The 24,659-nt window shown below is 54.1% G+C and carries 21 protein-coding genes and 2 pseudogenes; 9 read left to right on the top strand and 14 right to left on the bottom strand.

The window, feature by feature from the left end; all coding sequences use genetic code 11:
* Nucleotides 1-141: 141 nt before the first annotated feature.
* The 3 genes and pseudogenes from HMPREF3107_RS12790 to purH all read left to right on the top strand — a co-directional run.
* Nucleotides 142-386 (top strand): annotated as a pseudogene (locus HMPREF3107_RS12790) (hypothetical protein); the annotation flags it as partial.
* A 306-nt stretch (nt 387-692) separates the two neighbouring features.
* Entirely contained in the window at nt 693-1,172 is a 480-nt protein-coding gene (locus HMPREF3107_RS05485; protein ID WP_070454171.1) for a lipocalin-like domain-containing protein, read from the top strand.
* 112 nt (nt 1,173-1,284) lie between these two features.
* On the top strand, nt 1,285-2,865 hold the full coding sequence (gene purH, locus HMPREF3107_RS05490; protein ID WP_070454172.1) for a bifunctional phosphoribosylaminoimidazolecarboxamide formyltransferase/IMP cyclohydrolase: 1,581 nt from the start codon (nt 1,285-1,287) through the stop codon (nt 2,863-2,865).
* Nucleotides 2,866-3,023: 158 nt separating this feature from the next.
* Here purH and HMPREF3107_RS11410 read toward each other — a convergent pair whose 3' ends face one another.
* Nucleotides 3,024-3,632 carry a YcxB family protein gene (locus HMPREF3107_RS11410; protein WP_083284627.1) on the bottom strand — a complete coding sequence of 203 codons (609 nt, stop codon included), beginning with the start codon at nt 3,630-3,632 and terminating at the stop codon, nt 3,024-3,026.
* A 30-nt stretch (nt 3,633-3,662) separates the two neighbouring features.
* Nucleotides 3,663-5,057, bottom strand: a complete 1,395-nt coding sequence (gene hrpA / locus HMPREF3107_RS05495) for an ATP-dependent RNA helicase HrpA (protein ID WP_083284628.1) — start codon at nt 5,055-5,057, stop codon at nt 3,663-3,665.
* 287 nt (nt 5,058-5,344) lie between these two features.
* Between hrpA and HMPREF3107_RS05500 the strand changes: the two genes are divergently transcribed.
* The 3 genes and pseudogenes from HMPREF3107_RS05500 to HMPREF3107_RS05510 all read left to right on the top strand — a co-directional run bounded on the left by HMPREF3107_RS05500 (nt 5,345) and on the right by HMPREF3107_RS05510 (nt 6,888).
* Nucleotides 5,345-5,689: a hypothetical protein gene (locus tag HMPREF3107_RS05500; RefSeq protein WP_070454173.1), complete on the top strand. Its 345-nt coding sequence runs from the start codon at nt 5,345-5,347 to the stop codon at nt 5,687-5,689.
* Between the two features lie 289 nt (nt 5,690-5,978).
* Nucleotides 5,979-6,203 (top strand): annotated as a pseudogene (locus tag HMPREF3107_RS12795) (PepSY domain-containing protein); the annotation flags it as partial.
* A 64-nt stretch (nt 6,204-6,267) separates the two neighbouring features.
* Nucleotides 6,268-6,888, top strand: a complete 621-nt coding sequence (locus HMPREF3107_RS05510) for a DUF1775 domain-containing protein (RefSeq protein ID WP_210391397.1) — start codon at nt 6,268-6,270, stop codon at nt 6,886-6,888.
* 523 nt (nt 6,889-7,411) lie between these two features.
* Here the strand turns inward: HMPREF3107_RS05510 and HMPREF3107_RS12550 are convergent.
* The 7 genes from HMPREF3107_RS12550 to HMPREF3107_RS05545 form a co-directional block, all read right to left on the bottom strand.
* Entirely contained in the window at nt 7,412-8,047 is a 636-nt protein-coding gene (locus HMPREF3107_RS12550; RefSeq protein ID WP_246828596.1) for a hypothetical protein, read from the bottom strand.
* Nucleotides 8,048-8,095: 48 nt separating this feature from the next.
* Nucleotides 8,096-8,512, bottom strand: a complete 417-nt coding sequence (locus HMPREF3107_RS05520; protein WP_070454177.1) for a hypothetical protein — start codon at nt 8,510-8,512, stop codon at nt 8,096-8,098.
* Nucleotides 8,513-8,704: 192 nt separating this feature from the next.
* On the bottom strand, nt 8,705-10,912 hold the full coding sequence (gene uvrD / locus HMPREF3107_RS05525) for a DNA helicase II (RefSeq protein WP_070454178.1): 2,208 nt from the start codon (nt 10,910-10,912) through the stop codon (nt 8,705-8,707).
* A 108-nt stretch (nt 10,913-11,020) separates the two neighbouring features.
* Nucleotides 11,021-11,473, bottom strand: a complete 453-nt coding sequence (locus tag HMPREF3107_RS05530) for an FKBP-type peptidyl-prolyl cis-trans isomerase (protein ID WP_070454179.1) — start codon at nt 11,471-11,473, stop codon at nt 11,021-11,023.
* 9 nt (nt 11,474-11,482) lie between these two features.
* Nucleotides 11,483-12,895: a D-alanyl-D-alanine carboxypeptidase/D-alanyl-D-alanine endopeptidase gene (gene dacB / locus HMPREF3107_RS05535; RefSeq protein WP_070454180.1), complete on the bottom strand. Its 1,413-nt coding sequence runs from the start codon at nt 12,893-12,895 to the stop codon at nt 11,483-11,485.
* Between the two features lie 72 nt (nt 12,896-12,967).
* Nucleotides 12,968-14,473, bottom strand: coding sequence for a signal recognition particle-docking protein FtsY (gene ftsY / locus HMPREF3107_RS05540; protein ID WP_070454181.1), 1,506 nt, complete (start codon nt 14,471-14,473; stop codon nt 12,968-12,970).
* 16 nt (nt 14,474-14,489) lie between these two features.
* Nucleotides 14,490-14,708: a hypothetical protein gene (locus HMPREF3107_RS05545; RefSeq protein WP_049253142.1), complete on the bottom strand. Its 219-nt coding sequence runs from the start codon at nt 14,706-14,708 to the stop codon at nt 14,490-14,492.
* Nucleotides 14,709-14,863: 155 nt separating this feature from the next.
* Between HMPREF3107_RS05545 and HMPREF3107_RS05550 the strand changes: the two genes are divergently transcribed.
* Nucleotides 14,864-16,225: a M16 family metallopeptidase gene (locus HMPREF3107_RS05550; protein WP_070454182.1), complete on the top strand. Its 1,362-nt coding sequence runs from the start codon at nt 14,864-14,866 to the stop codon at nt 16,223-16,225.
* Complete coding sequence (locus tag HMPREF3107_RS05555) at nt 16,222-17,538, top strand: M16 family metallopeptidase (protein WP_070454183.1); 1,317 nt, start codon at nt 16,222-16,224, stop codon at nt 17,536-17,538. Before HMPREF3107_RS05550 ends, HMPREF3107_RS05555 begins: the two co-directional genes overlap by 4 nt.
* Before the next feature lie 462 nt (nt 17,539-18,000).
* Here HMPREF3107_RS05555 and metE read toward each other — a convergent pair whose 3' ends face one another.
* The 3 genes from metE to HMPREF3107_RS05575 form a co-directional block, all read right to left on the bottom strand.
* Nucleotides 18,001-20,280 (bottom strand): 5-methyltetrahydropteroyltriglutamate--homocysteine S-methyltransferase, encoded by a 2,280-nt coding sequence (gene metE / locus HMPREF3107_RS05560; protein WP_070454184.1) that lies wholly within the window; start codon nt 20,278-20,280, stop codon nt 18,001-18,003.
* A 716-nt stretch (nt 20,281-20,996) separates the two neighbouring features.
* Nucleotides 20,997-21,710 (bottom strand): XAC2610-related protein, encoded by a 714-nt coding sequence (locus tag HMPREF3107_RS05570; protein ID WP_246828597.1) that lies wholly within the window; start codon nt 21,708-21,710, stop codon nt 20,997-20,999.
* A gap of 302 nt (nt 21,711-22,012) precedes the next feature.
* A complete protein-coding gene (locus tag HMPREF3107_RS05575) occupies nt 22,013-23,689 on the bottom strand; it encodes a formate--tetrahydrofolate ligase (protein WP_070454186.1) in 1,677 nt (558 codons plus the stop codon).
* Between the two features lie 86 nt (nt 23,690-23,775).
* Here HMPREF3107_RS05575 and HMPREF3107_RS12695 point away from each other — a divergent pair, with 86 nt between their 5' ends.
* Nucleotides 23,776-23,898, top strand: a complete 123-nt coding sequence (locus HMPREF3107_RS12695) for a hypothetical protein (RefSeq protein WP_256364793.1) — start codon at nt 23,776-23,778, stop codon at nt 23,896-23,898.
* Between the two features lie 120 nt (nt 23,899-24,018).
* On the opposite strand, the gene HMPREF3107_RS05580 is transcribed toward HMPREF3107_RS12695, so the two are convergent.
* On the bottom strand, nt 24,019-24,336 hold the full coding sequence (locus HMPREF3107_RS05580; protein ID WP_070454187.1) for a hypothetical protein: 318 nt from the start codon (nt 24,334-24,336) through the stop codon (nt 24,019-24,021).
* A 53-nt stretch (nt 24,337-24,389) separates the two neighbouring features.
* Nucleotides 24,390-24,659 (bottom strand): hypothetical protein (locus HMPREF3107_RS11830; protein WP_168160522.1); only part of this gene is annotated, 270 nt, incomplete at its 5' end.

The following is a 24,659-nucleotide window of genomic DNA, read 5'->3' on the forward strand; positions in this document are numbered from 1 at the left end:
GGGAGGGAGAAGGAATTTTGCAAAGGTCTCGGTTTATATGTTTTTCAGACGGCCTTTTTGCAAAATTGTAAACATTTTCTGTCCGATCATGCTGCATAAACGCCGAAAAAGGCCGATAATATGCGCCGAAACATCTTCCGCTATTATGGCAATTGTGATGAATACAAAGGGCGGAGAAACGTGATTGTGAAACCCGCTATACCAGCATCGATGCAAAAATTGCTTTGGACAAAAGCCGTCCTTCAGCCTCAGGTGTATGGGCATTAAGCGTAACGGTGAAGGGGGTGGATGGTAGAAAGCGTTATAAAAATCAGAAGTATGTGATTCCTTTCAACGGCAAGACGCACGTTGCGCCAAAAAGCTATCCACTCAATGTTAAATATTGAGGCCGTTTGATTTTTGTCGGAAAACGCTTAAAACCGCGCATTCCGTATTGAAAATGGAATCCTTGTGAAAGACTGATTGAAAACAGCAAGGAAATAGGCTTTTAAGCAGTAAAGGTCGTTTGAAAACTGCAGCCAAAAAGCTGAAACTAGAGGATAATACCGCCCTGAAAATTCATCCCATAATGTTTTGCCAAGATTGAAGACGTATTCTGTCAAACTGACCGCCAGTGTCTTCAAACTTGTATAAGGCAGTTGGAAAACTAAGAAGTAGCTTATTCACTCACGATTTTATAGAAAGAAACTGTTATGCAAAAAAAACACCTGATTTTTCTTTTTGCTGCCTTTGTTGCTGCGCCTGTGTTGGCAAAACCTGTTGTTGTTCAAGAAGCACAACTACTCGGTAAATGGCAGTGCGTTGATTATGATGGAACCCTGAGGACGTTTACTTTTGGCAGTGAGCAAAAAGTAAGTGCGATTGTGGATGCGAATTTTCCTTCACCTGATGATGAAACCCTAGCTTATCGGGTGTTTGCAGACGGTACTTGGACGGTGAACGGAGGGAAAATTGGTTTGAATATTAAAACCACCGATGTTCAAAGACAACACAGTATGGCTAAAATTCGCACCATCCCGTGGCGTGTAGTGGATAAGGAAATGTTTGCTCGTATTAGAAACGACATTGGTAACTCAAATAAATTGCAAATGCAGATTAAAAAAATCGGGAATAACAGCCTAAGCGTCCGTATGCAGGGCGATAGACAAGATATGGCTTGCCGTAAGGCGTAAATTTATTGAATTGCCCAAGAGAACGTTATCGGGGCTAAATATCTCATCAAGTTTTGTTTCATTTTTGCGCTAGCAACGTGTATCGATTAAACCTTCAAAAAAGGAAATCCCCATGCCTTCCATCAAACGCGCCCTGATCAGCCTATCCGACAAGACAGGCGCAGTCGAATTTGCCCAAACCCTGCACAAACTCGGTGTTGAAATCCTTTCCACTGGCGGCACGGCGAAGCTGCTTGCCGATGTGGGTGTTCCGGTGATTGAAGTCGCCGACTACACCGGTTTTCCCGAAATGCTCGACGGTCGCGTGAAAACGCTGCATCCGAAAATCCACGGCGGTATTTTGGGTCGGCGCGATTTGGGCGAACACGTTGCCAAGATGGAAGAGCACGGCATCGGCAACATCGACCTCGTGTGCGTCAATCTTTACCCCTTCGCCGCCACCATCGCCAAGCCAAACTGCACGCTGGAAGACGCGATTGAAAACATCGATATCGGCGGCCCGACCATGGTGCGCTCCGCCGCGAAAAACTGGAAACACGTCGCCATCGTTACCGACACCGCCGACTTCCCCGCCATCGCCGCCGAAATGGAAGCCAACGGCGGCGCGTTGAGCGACAAAACCCGCTTCAACCTGTCGCGCAAAGCGTTCAGCCACACCGCCCAATACGACGGCATGATTTCCAACTACCTGACCTCGCTTTCAGACGACGTCTTGAGCGGCACGCCCGAAATCGGCGAATTCCCCAGCCAGTTCAACCAAAGCTGGATCAAAGTGCAAGACATGCGCTACGGCGAAAATCCACACCAGCGCGCCGCGTTCTACCGCGATGTGCACCCCGCCGCAGGCAGCCTCGCCGCATACAAACAACTCCAAGGCAAAGAATTGTCGTATAACAACATCGCCGATGCCGATGCCGCATGGGAAGCCGTCAAATCTTTCGACGCGCCCGCCTGCGTGATTGTGAAACACGCCAATCCGTGCGGCGTCGCCGTTGCAGCCGATACATTGACCGCCTACCAACTCGCCTACGCCACCGACACCACCAGCGCGTTCGGCGGCATCATCGCCTTCAACCGCGAAGTGGACGGCGCAACCGTGAAACAGATTACCGACAACCAGTTTATGGAAGTCCTGATGGCGCCGAAGTTCACCGCCGAAGCCCTCGAAATCGCCGCCGCTAAGAAAAACGTGCGCGTATTGGAAGTGCCTCTAGAAGCAGGCGCGAACCGCTTCGAACTCAAACGCGTCGGCGGCGGACTGTTGGTACAAACGCCCGACATCCACCGCATCAGCCGCGCCGATTTGAAAGTCGTCTCCAAACGCCAACCGACCGAGCAGGAGTGGAGCGATTTACTGTTCGTTTGGAACGTCGCAAAATACGTCAAATCCAACGCCATCGTGTTCGGCAAAGGTGGTCAAACCTACGGCATCGGCGCAGGTCAAATGAGCCGTGTGGACAGCACCTGCATCGCCGCCCGCAAAGCGCAGGACGCAGGTTTGGACTTAAACGGCGCGTGTGCCGCTTCCGATGCCTTCTTCCCCTTCCGCGACGGTGTGGACGTCATCGCCGAACAAGGCATCAAAGCCATCATCCACCCCGCCGGCTCGATGCGCGATCAGGAAGTTTTTGACGCAGCCGACGAACACGGCATCGCCATGGTGGTAACGGGTGTTCGCCATTTTAGGCATTGATTCGGAAAGGTATAGAAAGGCCGTCTGAAAAGAAGAACAGGCGGATTGAAACTGCGCTGAAGTTTAAATTTGGGGCTGTCCTGGTTATCTGGGACAGCCCCCTTTTATTTTCAGGCAATCAGTTTGCTTTTGATGCTGAATAGAGACTCAATAAAGATTTATTTTTTGTTTATATTTTCTTTAATCTGATTGATAAAGTGCTGTATTTGTTGTGTATCTTGAAATGCACTTTTGGGCAGGAATTTGAAAATACTTTTTTCTAGAAAAATGAAAATCCAATCCTTTGTTTCTTCCACGCTGTAAATATGTTTGTAAAAGTGCAGACTTTGGAAGGCTTCTGTCTCGTGATAAATACCGTTATCGCGAAGTTCCACTGTATTTTGGGAGAATAGCGGCGATTTGTCCTGATACAGCTTATCGAATGAAAAAATACCTCGGGAAGCTCTCAGGAAAGAAAACCGTCCGAGTAAAATAAGCCCGGCAACGAAGAACCCCCAAAAGGTAAATGTAATGCCGAAGCGGAAATATTCATAACCGCCATAGGCAGATAAATCATATGAGCCATTGGCCAGCACAGCCAATAAATTTAAAACCTGGCTATGCTGCTTGTGGAATAAAACGAAAAAAATCGAATAGAAGGCAATCAGAAGGATGGTTATTACCCAACGCAGGACAGGCACTTTCTTTTGTTTCTTGATAAAGAGTATTTGCCCGTCGGAAGAGCCTTTGCTGAATTCTGCTGCTGTCAATTGATAGTGGATTTTCATTGTAGCTCCTAAAACATCATCAAACACTTTTCAGACGGCCTCCACCGCCCCCAATTCCAACAACACCTGAAAACCGTCATTGATATATCGCGAGTCGGGCATTTCTAAAAACGGGAATGCCGCCACGTCGCCCAGTTTCAACGCTGCCATGCGCAGGATGACGGCGGCCAGGTTGCTGCGGATGATTTCGGGGTCGGTGAATTCGGTGCGGCTGTTGAAATCTTCTTCAGAAAACAGTCGGATACATACGCCTGCGGAGACGCGTCCGCAGCGGCCGGAGCGTTGGCGGGCGGCGGCTTGGGAGATTTTTTCGACATGAAGCTGCTCCACTTTTGCCCGTGCGGAATAGCGTTTGACGCGCGCGAGACCGGTGTCGATGACGTATTTGATGCCCGGCACGGTGAGCGAGGTTTCGGCGACGTTGGTTGCCAGCACAATGCGGCGTTTTGCGCCGGTGGGGTGGAAGATTTTGTGCTGTTCGGCGTGCGACAGGCGTGCGAACAGGGGCAGGATTTCGTCGTTGCGGCGCAGTGTGGATTTGCGCAGGGCTTCGGCGGCTTCGCGGATTTCGCGTTCGCCCGGCAGGAATACCAAAATATCGCCTTCGCCATGTCGCGCCAATTCGTCCGCCGCATCGACAATCGCGTCGGTCAGCTCGACTTCTGCGTCGTCTTCGTCTTTGCTGGTCAGCGGGCGGTAGAGAATTTCGACGGGATAGGTGCGCCCGCTCACTTCCAGCACGGGCGCGCCGTTGAAGTGTTGGGAAAAGCGTTCTGCGTCTATGGTTGCCGAGGTGATGATGACTTTCAAGTCGGGGCGGCGCGGCAGCAGCTGTTTCAGGTAGCCCAAGAGGAAGTCGATGTTCAGGCTGCGCTCGTGCGCTTCGTCGATGATAATCGTGTCGTAGGCGGCGAGATAACGGTCGGTCTGGGTTTCTGCCAACAGGATGCCGTCGGTCATCAGTTTGACGCAGGCATCGCGCGAGGTGTGGTCGGTAAAGCGCACCTTATAGCCGACCGCGCTGCCGATTTCCGATTTCAACTCTTCGGCAATCCGTTCTGCCACCGAGCGCGCGGCCAAACGGCGCGGCTGGGTATGACCGATTAGCCCCGCCGCCCCGCGCCCGAGTTCCAAACAAATCTTGGGCAACTGCGTGGTTTTGCCCGAACCGGTTTCGCCGCAAATAATCGTTACCTGATTTTCGGCAAAGGCTTTTTTGATTTCTTCGAGCTTCTCGTGAACGGGCAGGGTGTTGTCGAACTCAGGTTTGGGCAAGGCGGCCAAACGCTTCAAAAAGATTTCGTGCGATTTTCGGTATTTTTCTTCGACTTTGGACAAGCCGCCGTATTTGTTGGGATTTTTGAAGGCGGAACGTAGGAAATGGCGGTCTTTGGAGAGTGTTTGGGAGAAATCGGGGTGGGGCATGGTTGATGTGTTGTGATGGATGAAAACAAAGCGGAATTATAGCAAATAGGCCGTCTGAAAAGTTTTCAGACGGCCTTTTTATACTTCAAAAATACATTTATTTAATAAAATCAAGATATTCAATAGGCTTCATTGCGATGGAAATATGATTTGTTGCATTTATATTCGTTTGGTATGGGTAATGCAAGATATTTATAAATAAAGGCCGTCTGAAAACCCTCCTAACTTTTTCCTAAGTTTAGCATGTTTAAATGTATATGCCGACCACAGACACAAAGGGAATTATTATGAATAATCCGCAGTTGCAAGAGTCAAAACCGTTCAAACCGCTTTTGAAAAAACTGCTGCTCCCTGCCGTCGCCGTGTGCGCCGTTTGTCTTGCAGTAGGCGGTTTTGACCTTTACGAAGATTATGCTCAATACCGAATGGAAACCGATCTGTCTTTTGCCGCACATCACGACCGTGCGGTGTCCATCCTGCAAAGCAGGGGCTATCAAGTACACGATTCCGACATCGATCTGCATTGGGTGAGGCCTGTCTTAGAGTTTGAAGCTTACAAAGGCAGTTTGGAATATAAAATCGTGATGACTTATCCCGATTTGAACATTATTGAAGAGCGCGTTGATTTATAATCGGTGTTCGGACTTTTTTTCACCCTCCATCCAGAAAGGATACGACATGAAAAAACTATTGCCGGTATTACTTCTGAGCAGCCTTGCACTGACTGCCTGCGTCGTCCCTTATGATTATTACGACAGCGGCCGTCAGGGTGGCAGAGACCGCTACGACCAACGTTACGAACGCTATGATGATCGTTACGACCAACGTTATGACGACAAGCGTTATGATGACCAAAACGATCAGCGTTATGACCGTTATGACGACAGCCGCTACCGCCGCGGCGGCAAGTATTACGATGACGACTACATCGAATACCAAATCTACAGCGATCCATCTTTCGAGCAAAAACGTGCACAGGTCATGCGGATACTCGAACGACGCGGCTACCAAGTCCATGAAATCGAAGCCGACGACCGTCGCGGCCGCCCAGTACTGAAAGCCGAGGCCTTTAAAGACGGCCGCGAATACGACATCGTCTTCTCATGGCCGGATTTGCAGATTATCAGCGAACGCATCGACTATTGATCCGTTCCGCCGACGCCGCAAGGATAAACTCCCTGCGGCGTTTTTGTTTCAGACGGCCTTCCCGATGAGAGGCCGTCTGAAAACCTATTTTTCATCTTTCTGGCAATGCGGCCGCCTCCCTCTTGCCGCATACGGCAAAGATCGATGTTTATTCGATAAGCATTCCCTACTAGGATTCGGGCAAGCCTTCAACGGTGATATTTTTATCCACTCTTTCAACGGAGATTACCCAATGAAAATAAAAGTATTGTTTTCGGCTTTAGCCCTGTCTGCATTGATGATGGACGCACAGGCGCACGTTACTATCCGCAATTACGCCAATGGCGTTGACAGCATTGCAGGAAAATCAGACCACTTCCGCCTGAATGTGCCTACCAATCGAGGAAAAGCGGTAACCAAAGTGAAAATGGTCGTTGCCGAGGGCGTAAAACTGCTATTCGTTCATCCGATGCACGGCTGGACTTATACGACGGAAAAAAATGCCGAAGGCAATATTGTCAGCATCACTTACACAGGCCGCATGGAAGCGGGCGAATTTACCGCCTTCCCATTTATCGCACTCAATCCCAAGGGTGATGTTTCCGTTAAATACAAAGCATATGTAACTTACGAAGACGGCGTTGTCGTACCTTTTGATGGTTCGGAAGAAGCAAAAGGCTATCAGCCGACAATTCACCTCCGCTGACCTGCCCCGTACGCAAACGCCGATTCCGGCGGGACAGACAAAGTTGTCGGAGCAGTTTTTGCCTGAAAAGAGATGCCGAACCCGTCTGAGTAAAGCCTTGATTGCCTCCCTGTCGGAAAAAGGCCGTCTGAAAACCTGAATTGGTTTTTCAGACGGCCTTTCATATTCAAACAAACATCATTCAGTTTGTCAGGCTGTATTTCGATTTTAAATCGCCGTTTTTACGTTCCCTTGGCATTTCAGGAATATTTCAAGGCTGCTTCGACTTCACACTTCCCGATTCCCGCCTACGCAAGAATGACTGCGGCAGGTTAAGCAATCGAACCCGAGCGGCAAGGCAGTATCGACCGCTGCCGCTCCGTAGCGTGGGCTTTGCCTGCGAAAGCCGTTTGAAAAACCTTTGAACTAAAGAATAGCTATAAAACCGAACGGATAATGACCGTTTCAAAGCAAAGGCCGTCTGAAAACAGATATCATGAAAGCCGTTTGAAAAACCAATTCAGGATTTCAGACGACCTTAATTTTATTTCTTCAATTCTTTCAGCAAAGACGTTAATCCTTCCACACCGTCGAATGTACCCGGCACTTTATCGGGATTAGACAAAATACTGCTGAAAATCAGATTTTCGAATTTTTCTAACGCATCTTTATCATTAGTTTTGATTTCTTTTGCGTACTTAGCATAGCTTTGGATAAATTCGCACAACGACTGCCGCAGTTCCAACTGCATGATTTGAGTCTGTATCGAATGGTAATGAGTTAAAACCACTCTGAAGAAATAGATTAAAATAAATTCCAAGCCAATGACGGGCAGCATGGATTGCCATAAAATATCTACACCTGCCATAAATTTTTCGTAGAAGCTGAAGCCTAAAGGTAGAATTGTAACTATTGCCAAACCACTCAACAACCGAAAAGTTTTTGTTTTGGCTTCGTTTTTTTGTTTCAATAGATTTTCAAAGCCTTTGTCCAAACCGACAAAAGTAAAAGCTGTTTTGTATTCGTCCAATTTTTCCTTAAGTTCATCTACATCAGCTATTTTTTGTTGAACTTCAACTACTTTTTCGTTGACTTTATTCTGACATTGTTGAATCGCTTCTTCTAAGGCGTTTCTTCTTTTATCAAATTCAAGGAATGTCTTAAAGCCCTTGTTGCCCATGTAAGAACACAGTATATCTATCGGCATTTGATAAAAAATATAGTCGAATTATCTTGAATACCCCTCTTTTAAATTAAAAATCCCCTTTTCTTTCAAATTTGTAATTTCTCTCCCTAATTTACCTGATTCAAAAAAATTAATTCCACCTGGACCATAACTCAGATCAAGTTCAACTAAAAACCGCACCATAGAAAAATAGAGATATTCAATTGTTGCATCTGAAAAATTATTAATGAAAGATTTAATATTTTTCTTAAATTTATCACCTTGTTCATGAATATTGAACAAACATCTCTCTTCCCATAACTCAGGCTCATCAAACATTGAAAAAGCCACTACCGAAATCAATTCATACTGCTCAGGCTTCCAGTGTGAAAGTCCCGATTTATCCCGATCAACCTTAATTTGGTCAATTTTTCTTTCAACATGTTCCAAATCATCACGCAATTGACTAAAAAATCCCATTGTGTCCCTTTCCTTTTTTTGCTGATTAATTTTTTCGGATTCTAAAGATAAGAATCGAATCACTTAATTTGAACGACCTATTTGCAAACTGCCGATTCTTTAATGCCGTCATTCCCGCCTGCGCGGGAATGACGGCGGAGGTTTCGGCAAAATTGCTCCTCCCGTTTTCAGATGGCCTCTGCCATCTCCCTTTTACATCTCTTCCAATTTCGCAAACTTGGTATCCAGCTCTTTCACGCCCTGTTTGCCGAAATTGATGGTCAGGCGGGCGGATTCGCCTTTGTCCACGGCGTCGATAATCACGCCGGTGCCGAATTTGGCGTGGCGGACGTTTTGTCCGATGCGGAAGCCTGCGTAGGTTTTAGGCTGTTTGTAGTCGTCGATGATTTTGTCTTTGGACGCGGCGGTTTGGCGCGGGCTGCCGTAGCTGTCGTAGGCGTTTTTTTTGACGGACAGGTAGTGCAGCACTTCGGGCGGGATTTCTTCGACGAAGCGGGAGACGATGCCGAATTGGGTTTGCCCGTGCAGCATTCTTTGCTGCGCCATGGTGATGTAGAGGCGTTTGCGGGCGCGGGTGATGGCGACGTACATGAGGCGGCGTTCTTCTTCGAGGCCGCCGCGTTCGGCGAGGGAGTATTCGCTGGGGAAGCGGCCCTCTTCCATACCTGTGAGGAAGACGGCGTTGAATTCCAAGCCTTTGGCGGCGTGGACGGTCATGAGTTGGACGGCTTTTTCGCCTGCGCCTGCTTGGTTTTCGCCGGATTCGAGGGCAGCGTTGCTTAGGAAGGCGAGGATGGGGAAGGCGGGGTCGTCTGAAATGTTGTCGGGCAGGATTTCAAAGTTGCTGTCTTCGGGTTTGAACTCAATGGCGGCGTTGACGAGTTCGTCGAGGTTGTCGAGGCGGTCTTGATTGTCGCCTTTTTGGGTCTGGTAGTGTTCGGTCAGGCCGCTGTCTTTGAGGATGCCGACGATGATTTCGGGCAGGGGCATTTGTCCGACTTGGTTGCGCAGTGCTTCAATCAGGCGGACGAAGGCGGCGACTTTGGCGGCTTTTGCGCCAGCGTTGCAGGCTGCCTGCCAGAGGGTGATGCCTTGTTCACTTGAGGCCGTCTGAAGGTTTTCGACGGTGCGTGCGCCGATGCCGCGCGGTGGGAAGTTGATGACGCGCAAGAGGGCGTTGTCGTCGTCGGGATTGACGGCGAGGCGCAGGTAGGCGAGCGCGTGTTTGATTTCTTGGCGTTCGTAAAAGCGCAGGCCGCCGTAGATTTTGTAGGGGATGCCGCTGCGGAACAGGCTTTGTTCGATGACGCGGGATTGGGCGTTGCTGCGGTAGAGGACGGCGATTTCGTCCAAATCCCAGCCTTCGCGTTCGAGGGCTTTGGTTTCGTCCACGATGAATTGGGCTTCTTCGAGGTCGGTAAAGGCGGAGTAGTAGCGGATTTTGTCGCCTGCTTCGGCGTCGGTGCGCAGGTTTTTGCCGAGGCGTTCGTCGTTGTTTTCGATGACGGCGTTGGCGGCGGCGAGGATGTTGCCGACGGAGCGGTAGTTTTGTTCGAGCTTGACGGGCGCGTCGATGTGGAACTCTTCCATCAGCGCGGTCATGTTGCCGACGTGCGCGCCACGGAAGCGATAAATGCTTTGGTCGTCGTCGCCGACGGCAAATACCGCCGCGTTGCCGCCAGCCATGAGTTTGAGCCACGCGTATTGCAGTTTGTTGGTGTCTTGGAACTCGTCGACCAGAATGTGGTTGAAGCGGTTTTGGTAGTGTTGGCGCAGGATTTCGTTGCTTTGCAGCATTTCGTAGCTGCGGAGCATGAGTTCGGCGAAATCGACCACGCCTTCGCGTTGGCAGATTTTGTCGTATTCGGCGTAGCACTCAATCATGCGGCGCGTGTGCGGGTCGGGCGCGCTCAATACGGAAGCGCGCAAACCGGATTCTTTTTGCGCGTTGATGAAGCCTTGCAGCGAACGAGGGGCGATGATTTCTTCGGCGATGTTGAGGCTTTTAAGCAGGCGTTTGATGAGGGAAAGCTGGTCGCCGCTGTCGAGGATTTGAAAGGAAGACGGCAAACCGGCATCGCGGTGGTGCAGGCGCAAAAAACGGTGGCAGAGACCGTGGAACGTGCCGAGCCACATGGCGCGGACGTTGATGGGAATCATCGCGCCAAGTCGGGTTTGCATTTCTTTGGCGGCTTTGTTGGTAAACGTTACCGCCATAATGCTGTGTACGCTTGCCTGACCGGTTTGCAGCAGCCATGCGATGCGCGTGGTCAGCACTCGCGTTTTGCCGCTACCCGCGCCCGCCAGCACAAGGGCGGATTGCGGCGGCCAGGTTACGGCGGAAAGTTGTTCGGGGTTCAAGCCTTGCAGCAGATTGGGGGCGGATTGCTCGGGAAACATGGGAAGAGGCCGTCTGAAAAATGGGAATACGGTATTTTAATGGAAATATGAGGCCGTCTGAAAAGCGGTTCGGTGTTTTTCAGACGGCCTTTCCGGTTTGCAAGCGGTTTAATAATCGACTTTGATTTTTCCCGGCGGGGTAACGGAAACAATGTCTACCGAGAAATGCAGCGTCAGGCCGGCGAGGGGGTGGTTGGCATCGAGGATTACGCTGTCGCTGCCGATTTCGCTGATGAAGAAGGTGTGCGGGCCGTTTTCGGTGTCGGCCTGCACGGCCATGCCTTCTTCGAGTTGCGGCAGCAGCCCGGCCAGGTATTCCCTGTTCACGCGGTGGACGGCGTTTTCGTCGCGCAGGCCGTAGCCTTCCTGCGGGGCGACGGAGATGTCGAGATGTTCGCCCGCTTCGCGGTACATCAGGGCGTGTTCGAGGCCGGGAACGATTTCGCCCGCGCCTGCGGTGTAGCTCAGGGGTTGGCCGCCTTCGGAGCTGTCGAGGATTTGGCCGTCTTCGTCTTTCAGGGTGTAATGGAAGGCTGCGCGGCAGCCGGGTTCGATTTTCATGCGTTGTCCTTATGGGTTGGCCGCCCCGGACGTGAGGCCGTCTGAAGGCGGGGCGGGTGCGATCAGACGTTCGGTAAGTTTGTCCATTTCGCCGAGCAGTTTGTCGGCGCGTTCGCTGTTGATGATAACGACGACGGCCAGCGGGTCGGAGCCGTTGCCGCCCAGATAGTAGCCCGCCAGTGCGCGGACGTTTTTCAGTGTGCCGGTTTTCAGCCTCAAGGGTGCGCCGATGTTTTTAAATCGGGATTTGAGTGTGCCGTCCCTGCCCGCAATCGGCAGGCTGCCGATAAAGGCTTGTTTGAACGGGCTGCGGTAGGCGGCGGCGAGCATGTCGCCCATCATGCGGGCGGAAACGCGTTCGCGCCGCGAGAGGCCGGAGCCGTTTTCCAAGACGAGCGGGGCGGTGGGGATGCCGGAGAGGGCAAGCCGGCTGCGGACGGCGGCTTCGGGGTTTTGCCGGGCTTTGTCGGCGGCGGCGCGTTCGCCCAGGGTGAGGAATACGGTGCGGGCGATGATGTTGTTGGAGTGTTTGTTCATGTCGGCCAGTACGTCGCGCAGGGGTTTGGAACGGATGCGCGCGAGTGTACGCGCCTGCGGCGGGACGGGGCCGACGGCGAGGCCGTCTGAAATGCTGTTGCCGCCGTGCCGCCATTGGTTGATGAAACTGCGGCGGGCGAAGTCCTGCGCGTCGAACATGTTGACGTACACTTCTTTGCCGAGGCAGGAGGACGGGGCTTTGCCGTATACGGTCAGGATGCCGTTTTCGTATTTGCCCCAAACGAATTTGGCGGGCTTGGGGCAGGGGGCGGCGGAGGCGGTGAAGGATGCGCGGTTGTCCAGCGGTATTTCGGGCAGCGGAGGGCTGGTGTGTACGGTCAGCGCGCCGCCTCCGTCGCGGCCTATGGTAAGGCCGACGACTTTGTAGGCAAGCATTTGCGGGTCGGGCGGGGTGGTGAAGGCGCGGTCGGAATCGTCGGCAAAGTCTTCGGCCGTGCCGCCGTGCGGCCACAGGTTGCGGTCGAATACCAGCCGTCCGATGTGTTTCACGCCGTTGTCGCGCAGTTGCGCCTGCATTTCGAGCAGGTCGTGCTGGTCGAATACGGGGTCGCCGCTGCCCGCCCAGTAAAGGTCGCCGTCCAGCAGGCCGTTCGGACGCAGCGGGGCGGCGGATTTGAACTCGGTTTGCCAGCGGAAGTCTTCGCCCAATGCGTGCAGGGCGGCGAAGGCGGTAACGAGTTTCATGGTGGAGGCGGGATTGACGGATGCGTCGGCGCGGTGGGCGGCGGTGATTTGCCCCGTGCGCAGGTTTCGCACGTAAACGGCGGCTTCTTCGGGGAGGATGCCGCCCAAGTCCAATCCGGCGGCAGACAGGACGGACGGCAGCAGGGCGAGGAGGAGGGTGGCGAGGCGTTTTCTCATCATAATGTCAGGAGGCCGTCTGAAAGGTTGTCGCTTCGTTGGAGCTTTGCTTTCAGACGGCCTTTTGCGGTTATTTTAGTTGTCTATCAGTGCATCGACGAAGGCGCGGGCGTCAAACGGGCGCAGGTCGTCGATTTTCTCGCCCACGCCGATGTAGCGCACGGGTATCGGCCGGCTGGAGGCGAGTGCGGCCAATACGCCGCCTTTGGCCGTGCCGTCGAGTTTGGTAACGATGAGGCCGGTTACGCCCAGGGTGTCGTCGAAGGCCGCCACTTGGCCGACTGCGTTTTGGCCGATGTTGGCATCGAGGACGACGATGATTTCGTGCGGCGCGTCGGGCATGGATTTTTGCAGTACGCGCTTCACTTTTTTGATTTCTTCCATCAGGTGGAGCTGGGTGGGCAGGCGGCCGGCGGTGTCGGCCAGCACGATGTCGATTTTGCGCGCTTTGGCCGCTTCGACGGCATCGAAGCAGACGGCGGCGGAATCGCCTTTGACTTGGGAGATGACGGTTACGCCGTTGCGTTCGCCCCATTCTTGGAGCTGTTCGCGCGCGGCGGCGCGGAAGGTGTCGCCCGCCGCGAGTATCACGGATTTGCCCTGCGATTGGAAGTATTTGGCCAGTTTGCCGATGGAGGTGGTTTTGCCCGCGCCGTTGATGCCCGCCATCATGATGACGAAGGGTTGGCCGTTGTCAGGGATTTCCAGCGGTTTTTCCAGCGGGGCGATCAGGTCGTAAACGGCTTCTTTCAGTGCCTGGCGCAGTTCGCGGCCGTCTGAAAGGCCTTTCAGGGAAACGCGGCGGCGGACTTCGTCCATCAGGTGTTCGGTGGCTTCGATGCCCATGTCGCTGGTGAGCAGCACGGTTTCGAGTTCTTCGTACAGGTCTTCGTCGATTTTGCCGCCGCCGAATACGCCAGCCAGCGATTTGGCCATTTTGTCGCGCGATTTGCTCAGGCCTTGTTTCAGGCGCGCCGTCCAGCCGCCTGTTTCTGCGGGCTGCTCTTCGGCAGGTTGTTCTGCGACAGGCTGGTCTTCAACGGTTGGTGCTTTTTCTGCCACCGGTTCTTGTTCAAGCTGCTCTTCTGTATGCCGCACTTCGGTTGGCTGTTCCTCGGCGGGTTGTGTTTCCGAAGGCTGTTCTTTTTCTTCTTCTACGGATTTTTGTTCTGCCGGTTCTTCCGCCGTTTCGGCTTCATTTTCGGGATGGAGGCCGTCTGAAAGCGTTTCCGGCTCTTGCGTGGGTGCAGGGGCTTCGGCCGGGGCGGCGGGTTGGCTGTTTTCCGCGTCCGCCGCCGTGCCGGCCTGTGCCGGATGGTTGAGCAGGCTGCTGCGGTCGGCGTTGCGGATGTCGCGCAGGAAGGCTTCGCGTTCGCTGAGGGGTTCGCCCTCCGCCGTGTCGGCTTCGGCAGTATCTGCTTGTGGCGACGGTTCGGCAGGCGGGGCGGGTTCTGAAGGCGGTTCGGGGGGGGCCGCGCTTTCCGCCGCTTCTTCGGCGGGCGGGTTTTCAGACGGCCTGTCTTCTGCGGCAGGCTGCGGTTCGTCTTTTTTCCGTTTGAATAGGAAATCGAATAAGGCCATGGAGTGTTCCTGTCGGTTATTGTTTGTCGGTTTGTTTGGAGACCATGTTCAGTTCTTCGGCGGTCAGCGGGCTGTCGTCGTCGAAGCTGACGTTGGCCTCCAAATCGCCGTCGTCCATTTGAAGTCCGCCGTCGTCTTCGAATGCGGCCGTGCGTGGCGGCTCAGCAGGCGGCTGCTGTTCGGCAGGCGGGTTGGCGGACGGGCGTTTGAACAGTTTGGCCAGGAAGCTGAACATGATTTATTCCTTTTTAATGCAGTGATTAAATAATTCGGGCCGATTGTAACGCAAGCGGCGGTGGTTTTGGGATTGCCGTGCGCGTATTTTTGCTTTTCAGACGGCCTTTAAGCCATTAACATGGCGGCTTTTCACATCGGATAGGAATCGGAAAAATGCTGCGCTATGCCGGATTGTTGCTGTTGGCGGGTTTGTCGTCGGTGCAGGCGGAAACACTGTTCTCGACGCTGCCCAACGGGATGAAGGTACTGATTAAGGAGGATGCGCGCGCACCGGTGGCGGCCGTGCGGCTGTGGTACAAGGTCGGCAGTGTGGACGAGCATGAGGGCAAAACCGGCCTGAGCCACGCTTTGGAGCACATGATGTTCAAAGGCACGGACAGCGTGCCCGAGGGCGAGTTCAGCCGCCGCGTGGCGGCGTTGGGCGGCGACGATAATGCCTACACCAACCGCACAGAAACCGTCTATACCACCAATATTGCGGTTAAAAATCTGGACGAAGTGCTGAAAATGGAGGCCGACCGCATGGTCAACCTCAATTTCAGCGACAAAGCCTTCGACAACGAAATGGACGTTATCCGCGAAGAACGCCGGATGCGCACCGACGACAGCCCTGAGGGCAAAATGTGGGAAACACTGAACATCAAAATGTGGGACAAACCGTTCAACAAAGCCCCCGTCATCGGCTACATGAGCGACCTGCATACGCTGAAGGCCGACGATTTGCGCGCCTGGTACAAACAATGGTACGCCCCCAACAACGCCATGCTGGTCATCGTCGGCGACGTGAAGGCCAAGGAAACCACGGATAAAGTCGGGCGGCTGTTCGGCGGCATTCCCGCCCGCCCGCTGCCGCAGCGCAACGACGAAGCCGAACGCACCGCCGATGCCCGCGAAGTGAACGAAACCGTTTATGCCGTTACCGCCCAGCCCATCATCACCCTGAACTGGCGCGTGCCGCATGCCGAAAAAATCAGTGACGGCATGCCTTATGCGCTGGAAATGCTGGGCTTGGTGCTCGACGGCACCGATTCCTCGCGTTACAGCCGCAAACTCCAGCGCGGCGATGCCGTTGCCTTGGACACTTCGGCCGGATACACCGATTTCGGCCGCAAAAACGCCATATTCAGCGTTTTCGCCATGCCCAACGGCCAAACTACGCCCGAAGAATTGAAAAAACGCCTGCTGGACGAAATCCGCGACATTGCCGAAAATGGCGTGGGGAAAGACGAATTGGCCCTCATCCGCACGCCGGTGGAGACCGAACGCATTTTCGCCCGCGATTCCATCCGTAGCCAGGCCGACACCCTAGGCGAACTCGAACACAACGGTTTCGGTTGGAAGAGCGAAGACGAAATCGTCCGCCGCCTGTTCAAAGTAACGCCCAAACAAGTACAGTCCGCCGCCCGCCTGCTGCTCGACAGCCCGATGGCACAAATCACCGTTCTGCCGCAACAGGCGGAGCAACCGCAACCACCCGCAGCCGCAAAAGGCCGTCTGAAAAAGGTAAAACCATGAAAATCCGCGTCCTCATCCCGGCCTTCGCGGCCTGTCTCGCCTTCACCGCCGCCCATGCTGTCGAATTCCAACGCTGGAAAACCGCCGACGGCGTAACCATCACGCTGGTGGAACGGCACGAACTGCCCATCGTCAATATGCAGATTACCTTCAAAGGCGCGGGGCGAGTTGCCGAACACAAACCCGACTTGGCCGCCTTCACCGCCACCATGCTCTCCTCGGGCACCGAAAAATACGGCGAAGAAGCCCTGCGCGACGAAAGCAACCGCATCGGCGTAACCGTCAGCGCGGCGGCAGGCCCGGAAAACACCACCATCAGCTTTGCCTCGCTCAGCCGCCGCCAAAACCTTTCAGACGGCCTCAAACTGGCCAATCAGATTATCGCCCATCCGAAATTCGATCCCGCCGTCCTCAACCGCACCAAAGGGCAGGCATTGACCTCGCTGAAGCAAAGCCTCAGCGATCCCGGTTTTCTCGCCGGCCGCGCCGTAACCCTGCTCAACTACGGCAGCCATCCCTATGCCAACAGCGCGCGCAGCAGCGAAGAGAGCATCAACAGCATCACGCTTGAAGACCTGTCGCAATTCCACCGCAGCCACTACGCCAAAAACAACGCCTACGTCGCCATCGTCGGCGACATCGACCGCCGTCAGGCCGAAAAAACGGCGGCCGCCGTATTGGAAGGCCTGCCCGCGCAAGCCGCCGCCCGCACCGAAATCCCCGAAATCCCCGAAATCCCCAACAACGCCGGCCGCCGCCAAGACATCCCGTTCGACGGTAAAGAGCAGGCCTCCGTCTTCATGGGGCTGCCGCTGATTGTGCGCCAAGACCCCGACCGTTACGCCCTCGCCGTCGGCAACTACATCCTCGGCGGCGGCGGATTTGACAGCCGCCTGATGAAAAAACTGCGCGACGAAAAAGGGCTGGTATACGGCGTATCCAGCAGCCTCAGCCCGATGACGCGCAAAGGCCCGTTCAGCATCGCCTTCTCCACCAAAAAAGACAGTGCCGAAGACGCGTTGGCCGCCGCCCGCGCCGTCCTGGCCGACTTCATTGCCGAAGGCCCCACCGAGGCCGAGCTGAAACAGGCCAAAGACAACATCGTCGGCAGTTTCCCCATGACCTTCGATACCAATGCCAAAACCGTCGCCATCGCTGCCAATGTCGGCGCGAACGACCTGCCTTTGGACTACTACGACACCTACACCGCCCATATCGAGGCGGTAACGGCGGAGCAAGTGCGCGAAGTCTGGCACCGCCGCTTCAACCCGCAGGAATTGAACGTCGTCGTCGTCGGCAAGAGCGGACGCTGAACTTCGATAAAGAGGCCGTCTGAAAGAGAAGCCGCAACAAAGTTGGAACTTTGAAAACGGCTTTTCAGACGGCCTCTTGATGTGTATAGCGAATTAAATTTCAATCGGTACAAGGCGGAGAGGCCTCGGAGATGCAGGCTGTATACATCGCGGTGCAGGTTTATCGAGTGCTTCGGTATTTGAAATAACCGTTCTTTTGAGCAAGGCATGGCAACGGTTGGCGAATCAAGCATATCGCCATAGACGGGAACGGCTTTTCAGACGGCCTGACAGATGATGGATGGGTTGCCCTTACGCGATAGGTTGGTTTGATGCCGCAGCGTCAGCCGGTTTGGTTCATATGCTCAGGCGGTGCAGACGCGCTTTTTATTCTTTTTGGCAAGTTGAAGCGGATGATAAAAGGCCGTCTGAAAACCTGTTTGGAGGTTTTCAGACGGCCTTGATGCTTTTCAGGCGGCCTGATTATTTAGCCAGTTCCCGACGCAGTTTTTTGGTAACCGCCATCATCACTTCAAGCTGCTCGATGGTTTCTTTCCAGCCGCGTGTTTTCAGGCCGCAGTCGGGGTTTACCCACAGGCGTTCCACGGGCACGACTTCCATTGCCTTACGCAGCAGGTGCTCCACTTCGGCTTCGGTCGGAACGCGCGGGCTGTGGATGTCGTACACGCCCGGGCCGATGTCGTTCGGGTATTTGAAGTCGCCGAACGCGGTCAGCAATTCCATGTCGGAGCGCGAAGTTTCGATGGTGATAACGTCCGCATCCATGCTGGCGATGGCGGGCAGGATGTCGTTGAACTCGGAGTAGCACATATGGGTGTGGATTTGGGTGCTGTCTTCCGCGCCGGTGCTGGACAGGCGGAAGGATTCGCAGGCCCAGGCCAGGAATTCGTCCCACTGCGCTTTTTTCAGCGGCATGGCTTCGCGGATGGCGGGCTCGTCAATTTGGATGACTTTGATGCCGGCTTTTTCCAAGTCCAATACTTCGTCGTTCAGTGCCAAAGCGATTTGTTTGGCCACTTCGCTCAACGGGATGTCATCGCGGACGAAAGACCATTTGAACATGGTAACCGGGCCGGTCAGCATGCCTTTCATCGGACGTTTGGTCAGAGATTGCGCATAAGTGGACCAGTAAACGGTCATCGGGTTCGGACGGGAAACGTCGCCGAAGATGATGGGCGGTTTCACGCAGCGGCTGCCGTAGCTTTGTACCCAGCCGAATTGGCTGAAGCAGTAGCCGGACAGCTGTTCGCCGAAGTATTCCACCATATCGTTGCGCTCGGCTTCGCCGTGTACGGGCACGTCGATTTCCAGTTTTTCCTGTACTTCGACGCAGTAGGCGATTTCTTTTTTCATCGCGATATCGTAGTCGGCGGCACTCAATTCGCCTTTTTTGAACGCGGCGCGCGCTTGGCGGATTTCAGTGGTTTGCGGGAAGGAACCGATGGTGGTGGTCGGCAGTGCGGGCAGCTTCATCCATTCCTGTTGTGCCTTGATGCGCTCGGCAAACGGGGATTTGCGCTGGTCTGCGCCTTTCGGCAGGGCGGCCACGCGGGCTTTGACGGCATCGTTGTGAATCAGTTTGTTGGTCGCACGGTCGGCGGCGGCGGCATCGGATGCGGCCAGTTCGGCTTGAACGGCGTCTTTGCCTTGCTCCAGCGCGCGTTTTACCACGCCCAGTTCCACCAGTTTTTGTGCGGCAAAAGCCATCCATGATTTGATTTCGCCGTCCAGTTTTTCTTCCACGGCCAAGTCTTGCGGGCTGTGCAGCAGGGAGCAGCTTGGGGCAATCCACAGGTTTTCGCCCAATTTGGCTTTAACCGGTTCCAAAGTGGCGATGACTTTGGACAGGTTGGCACGCCATACATTGCGGCCGTCAATCAGGCCGACGGACAACACGCGGTCTTTCGGCCAGCCTTCGGCAAACACGGCCAGTTGTTCCGGCGCGCGCACGCAGTCGATGTGCAGGCCTTGTACGGGCAGGGATTTCAGCAGGTCCAAATGTTCGGCAACGGAAGCGAAGTAAGTGCCGACGAGGATGCGCACGCCGGTGCCGGACAGTTCTTGATAAACCGGCGCAAATGCGTCCAGCCATGCAGAACCGGCTTCGGCAGCCAGAATCGGCTCGTCAATCTGAACCCAGTCCGCACCTTCGGCGGCCAGTTCGCGCAGCAGTTGCGCGTAAGCGGGCAGCAGTTTGGGCAGCAGCAGGTCTTTCACGCGGCAGTTGATGCCGTCTTTCTTTTTACCCAGCCAAGCCAAGGTAACGGGGCCGACCAAGGTAGACTTGATGTCGTAGCCTTGCGCTTTGGCTTCTTTGATTTGCGCGATCAGGTTTTTGGCGTTTACTTTGAATTCGGTGTCGGCAGACCATTCGGGCACGATAAAGTGGTAGTTGGTGTCGAACCATTTGGTCATTTCCATTGCAAACTGTGTGGCGTTGCCGCGTGCCAGTTGGAAGTATTCGGGCAGGCTCAGGGTGGCCGCGTCGAAACCGAAGCGTTTCGGAATGCCGCCCAAAGCGCACAGCAAATCAAGCACATGGTCGTAGAACGAGAAATCGCCCACCGGCAGCAAATCCGCACCGGCGGCTTTTTGTGCCGCCCAGTTCAAACGGCGGATTTCGGCGGCTACGGATTGCAGCTCGGCTTCGGTTTTCGCGCCTTTCCAAAAGGCTTCGACGGCAAATTTCAGCTCGCGCTTTGCACCGATGCGCGGGTAGCCTGAAAGATGAAAAGTATTCATTGAGTAACTCCTTGGAGCAAATTAAGGGGGAAAGTTTTGAATGCTGCTATCTTGCGCCGTTTCCATGCAATAGGCAAACGAGTTATTTGAAGATTTTGTATGAATCTGTTTAATGCGGCGGCGCGGAGGCCGTCTGAAAACCAATCGGTGGGGCAAAAAAAGAAGCCCTCACGGGGAGGGCGATAAAACAGAGAGAATACACAAAAACAAAATCATTGTTGAGTGCGGCAGCGCGAAGGGAGGGTTCACCCGATATTGGGAAGGGCGGGTGCACGCTGCCGACCGAACGGGGGTGATTATCTATGAAGTGCAATTTTTTTGCAATTTTAATTTGTCAAAAAAATTTGCTGAAAACATATTTTTTTTGACAAACGGTATGTTTGAAGGCCGTTACTCGTCAGGCGGCAGGGTTGGGGCCGTCTGAAAACGACATCTTTGGGTGGAAGGTGATGGGTGTTAAAAAATTTAATTTTATTCAGTGTGTTGGATTTGTTTTGCGCTTCGTTTGATAACGGGAAATAAAGAAGGTTTGGAATGCTGCGCAACCATAAAAGAAGATGAATATCCGTTTATCTGAAAATAACGCCGATTGTTTTATTTTTATTGTTGTTTAAAAGATACATTTATAGGCAGAGGCAGCATGAGGCCGTCTGAAAACATGGTTTAAACGGTGTTTCAGACGGCCTTTCATGTATGCGGCGGTAGGGCGCAGGCAATTATTTTGCGTTGCCGGAGCGGCGTGGCCGCGTTTCCTCCAGGTCGCGTTTTATTTGTTTTTCGTATTGCGCCTCGGTCAGGCAGCGGGTGCGCGTATGCTGTTTTCCGTTGGCGGATATGGTGGTTTCTTCGATTTTGATACCCGTCTGCCGCTTGCAGCCGCCGTGGATGTCGTCGCGTTGGTAAACCTGTTGCAGGCTTCCGTCCGGAGTAACGCGGTAATGTGCGGTGTAGTGGATGGCTGCACCGGATTTTCCATAAACAATCAGAAGTTTGCGTTTGCGGTCGATTTCGGGTGTGCCCATGTAATAATCGGATAGCTCGCTTAATTCTTGGCTTTTCAGCAGGTTTTCGTCTTCGGTTTGCAGGTAGATGTCATCCGACCAAGAACCGTAGGGGCCTTGCTGCCCGCGCGGCACGGCGATGTCCGGCCGGTCGTCGAAATTGAAGTCGTCCACGGTAATCGGATCGGGGATTGGGGTGTTGCCAGAGTCGGGGCGGGTGCTGAAGGTGAAAAAATCGGCGGGCAGGCGGTGTTTGCGGCCGTTGATTTGCAGCAATACCGCCCCTTCGCCCGAGCAGAAGCCCTCGCGGCATTGCACTTCGATGCCGCCTTGCCAGCCTTGGGGCAGTTTGGATAACGGCAGGGTTTCGGCATATGCGCCCAGAGCCAAAACGGACAGGGCGGCAAATAAATAGCGGGTGGCGGGCATGGCGTTTCCTTTTTTGTTTGATGAATCGGCGGTTTTCAGTTTTCAGACGGCCTCTTTAGTTGCAGCGGCAATCTTAATCCCTTTTTTCCGTTTGGCGGCGCAATATTTAGCGGATTACTTTAAATCAGAACAGCGTTGCCTCGCCTGAGCTTCAGGGGAACGATTTTCTAAGGTGCTAAAGCACCAGGCGAATCGGTTCCGTACCATTTGCCCTGCCCGCGCCTGTTTGTTTGAGGCCGTCTGAAAATACGGTTCGGCGCAAAAAAGCCGCCCTTTCGGGGCGGCTTGTGTTATGCGGCCGTTTAGAACAGTCCGGTGATGTTGCCGTTTTCATCCACGTCGATTTTTTCGGCGGAAGGTACTTTCGGCAGACCGGGCATTTTCATGATGCTGCCGCAGACGGCGACGATGAAGCCCGCGCCGGCAGACAGGGTCAGGCTGCGGACGGTGATGGTGAAGCCGCTCGGACAGCCCAGAAGTTTGGCATTGTCGCTGAACGAATATTGCGTTTTCGCCACGCACACCGGCAGTTTGTCCAAGCCCAGTTTTTCCAAAGACGCGATTTCCGCGCGTGCTTCGGCACTGAAATCGACATCGGCCGCGCCGTAGATTTTTTGCGCGATGGCGCGCAGCTTGTCGGGGATGCTGTCGTTGACATCATAGGCGTAGGCGAAATTGTTGGGCTGGTTTTCGATGGCGGAAACGACTTTGCGCGCCAAGTCCGCGCCGCCTTCGCCGCCTTTGCCCCACACTTCGGCCAGCGATACTTCCACGCCGTGTTCGGCACAGGCCGTCTGAATCAGTGCCAATTCGGCATCCGTGTCGGAAACGAAGCGGTTGATGGCGACGACGACGGGCAGGCCGAATACGTTTTTCAAGTTGGCAATATGTCGCAGCAGGTTGGGCAGGCCCTGTTTCAAGGCCTCGACGTTTTCTTTGCCCAAGTCTTCTTTCGCCACGCCGCCGTTGTATTTCAGGGCGCGGACGGTGGCGACGACCACGGCCGCGTCGGGTTTCAGGCCGGCCAGGCGGCATTTAATGTCGCAGAATTTTTCCGCGCCCAAATCCGCGCCGAAGCCCGCTTCGGTAACGGCGTAATCGGCCAGATGCAGGGCGAGGCGGGTGGCGGTAACGGAGTTGCAGCCGTGGGCGATGTTGGCGAATGGGCCGCCGTGGACGAAGGCGGGCGTGCCGCCTATGGTTTGCACCAGATTCGGCTTGATGGCGTCTTTCAAAAGTGCGGCCATCGCGCCGTGGGCGTTCAAGTCTTTGGCGTAAACGGGGCTGCCGTCTTTGGCGTAGGCAATCAGAATGTTGCCCAAACGTTTTTTCAGGTCGATCAGGTCTTTGGCCAGGCAGAATACGGCCATGACTTCGGATGCCACGGTGATGTCGAAGCCGTCGGGACGCAACACGCCGTCGGTCGGCTTGCCGTTGCCGCTGATGATGTTGCGCAACTGGCGGTCGTTCATGTCCACCGCGCGCCGCCACAGCACGCGTTTGGGGTCGATGTTCAGCGCGTTGCCCTGATAGATATGGTTGTCGAGCATAGCGGCAAGCAGGTTGTTGGCCGCACCGATGGCGTGGAAGTCGCCGGTGAAATGCAGGTTGATGTCTTCCATCGGCAAAACCTGCGAATAACCGCCGCCCGCCGCGCCGCCCTTGATGCCGAACACGGGGCCCAGCGAAGGTTCGCGCATGGCGACCACGGCCTGTTTGCCGATGTGGTTCAATGCGTCGGCCAGGCCGATGGTTACCGTGGTCTTGCCTTCGCCCGCCGGAGTCGGGTTGATGGCGGTAACCAAAATCAGACGGCCTTTCCTGTCGGGCAGGGCAAAGGCTTCGGCGGGATTGATTTTCGCTTTGTAGTGGCCGTATGGCTCGAGCTTGTCCTCGCTGATGCCCAGCTTGGCGGCAATTTCGCGTATCGGGCGGACGGCGGCTTCGCGGGCGATTTCGGCATCGGTTTTGAAACTCATGGGATTCTCGCTTTTCAGAGGGTTGGGATGGGTCGGATTATAAGTGAGGCCGTCTGAAACGGCGATATGCGGCAGGGCGGTATGCAATGAAAAATATTACCGTTTATGCTGAAACCGCTTCATGCGGCAGCCATAAAGAAGGCCGTCTGAAAACATGTATTGTGTTTTCAGACGGCCTTTTACCGATTCCGCAAACCTGTCGATGCTGACGGATGCTTTTGCGGCGGTGGGGTTGGGCTGTCAAAGGTATATACGGGTCGTGCCGTTGCCGCCGTGCGCGTTCTGTCAGCGGTTCAAAAAATGAAAAGGGGCAACGGATGCCCCTGCGTCTAACTTTCTTCCTTCTGCTTGTTTATCAGATAGGAAACCGATTTTTCCAGCAGTTCCTCTTCCCTGCCGACCATCTGATAAGTCCGCAACCACTCTTCTTTTTCGGCGATGAGGTCTTTTACTCCGCGCAGGTAGGAAATCACGATACGGAGGTGCAGCCTGCCGATTTCTTCCAAATTGGCGGCAATATAGGCTTCCACATCGTCGTAGGTATCGATCCATGATACTTCCCGCAGCTTCTGGTCCCAATAGGCCAGCAGCGCCTCTATCTCGGTTTCGGTTTTGTAGCTGACTGACGGGCCAGTGTGGTACCACATTTGGGTCAGGTAGTACTCTATATTTCCCCCACCTCCAGCAATCAATTGTTTTTTTAGATTTCTCCATAACGCGGACGAATATTATCCAGCTCGTGCAGGTAAATCTGCTCCACGGTTTCGTCGGAAAGATACCAATCCAAGCCCAGCCCGCTGTATTCGCCGTCTTTATAAATATCTTCGTAGTCGATGTATATCGTCTGCTGGCCGTTTGTTATCGGTTTGGCGTAGATGATGACATCCGGTTCCAATTTTTTGCGTTTGTGTGCCACGGTATTGAACAAATGCGGCGCGTATTCGAAGCCGTGGCGCGCCATCAGTTCGTC

Source organism: Neisseria sp. HMSC31F04 (assembly GCF_001807735.1).
GTDB lineage: Bacteria > Pseudomonadota > Gammaproteobacteria > Burkholderiales > Neisseriaceae > Neisseria > Neisseria elongata.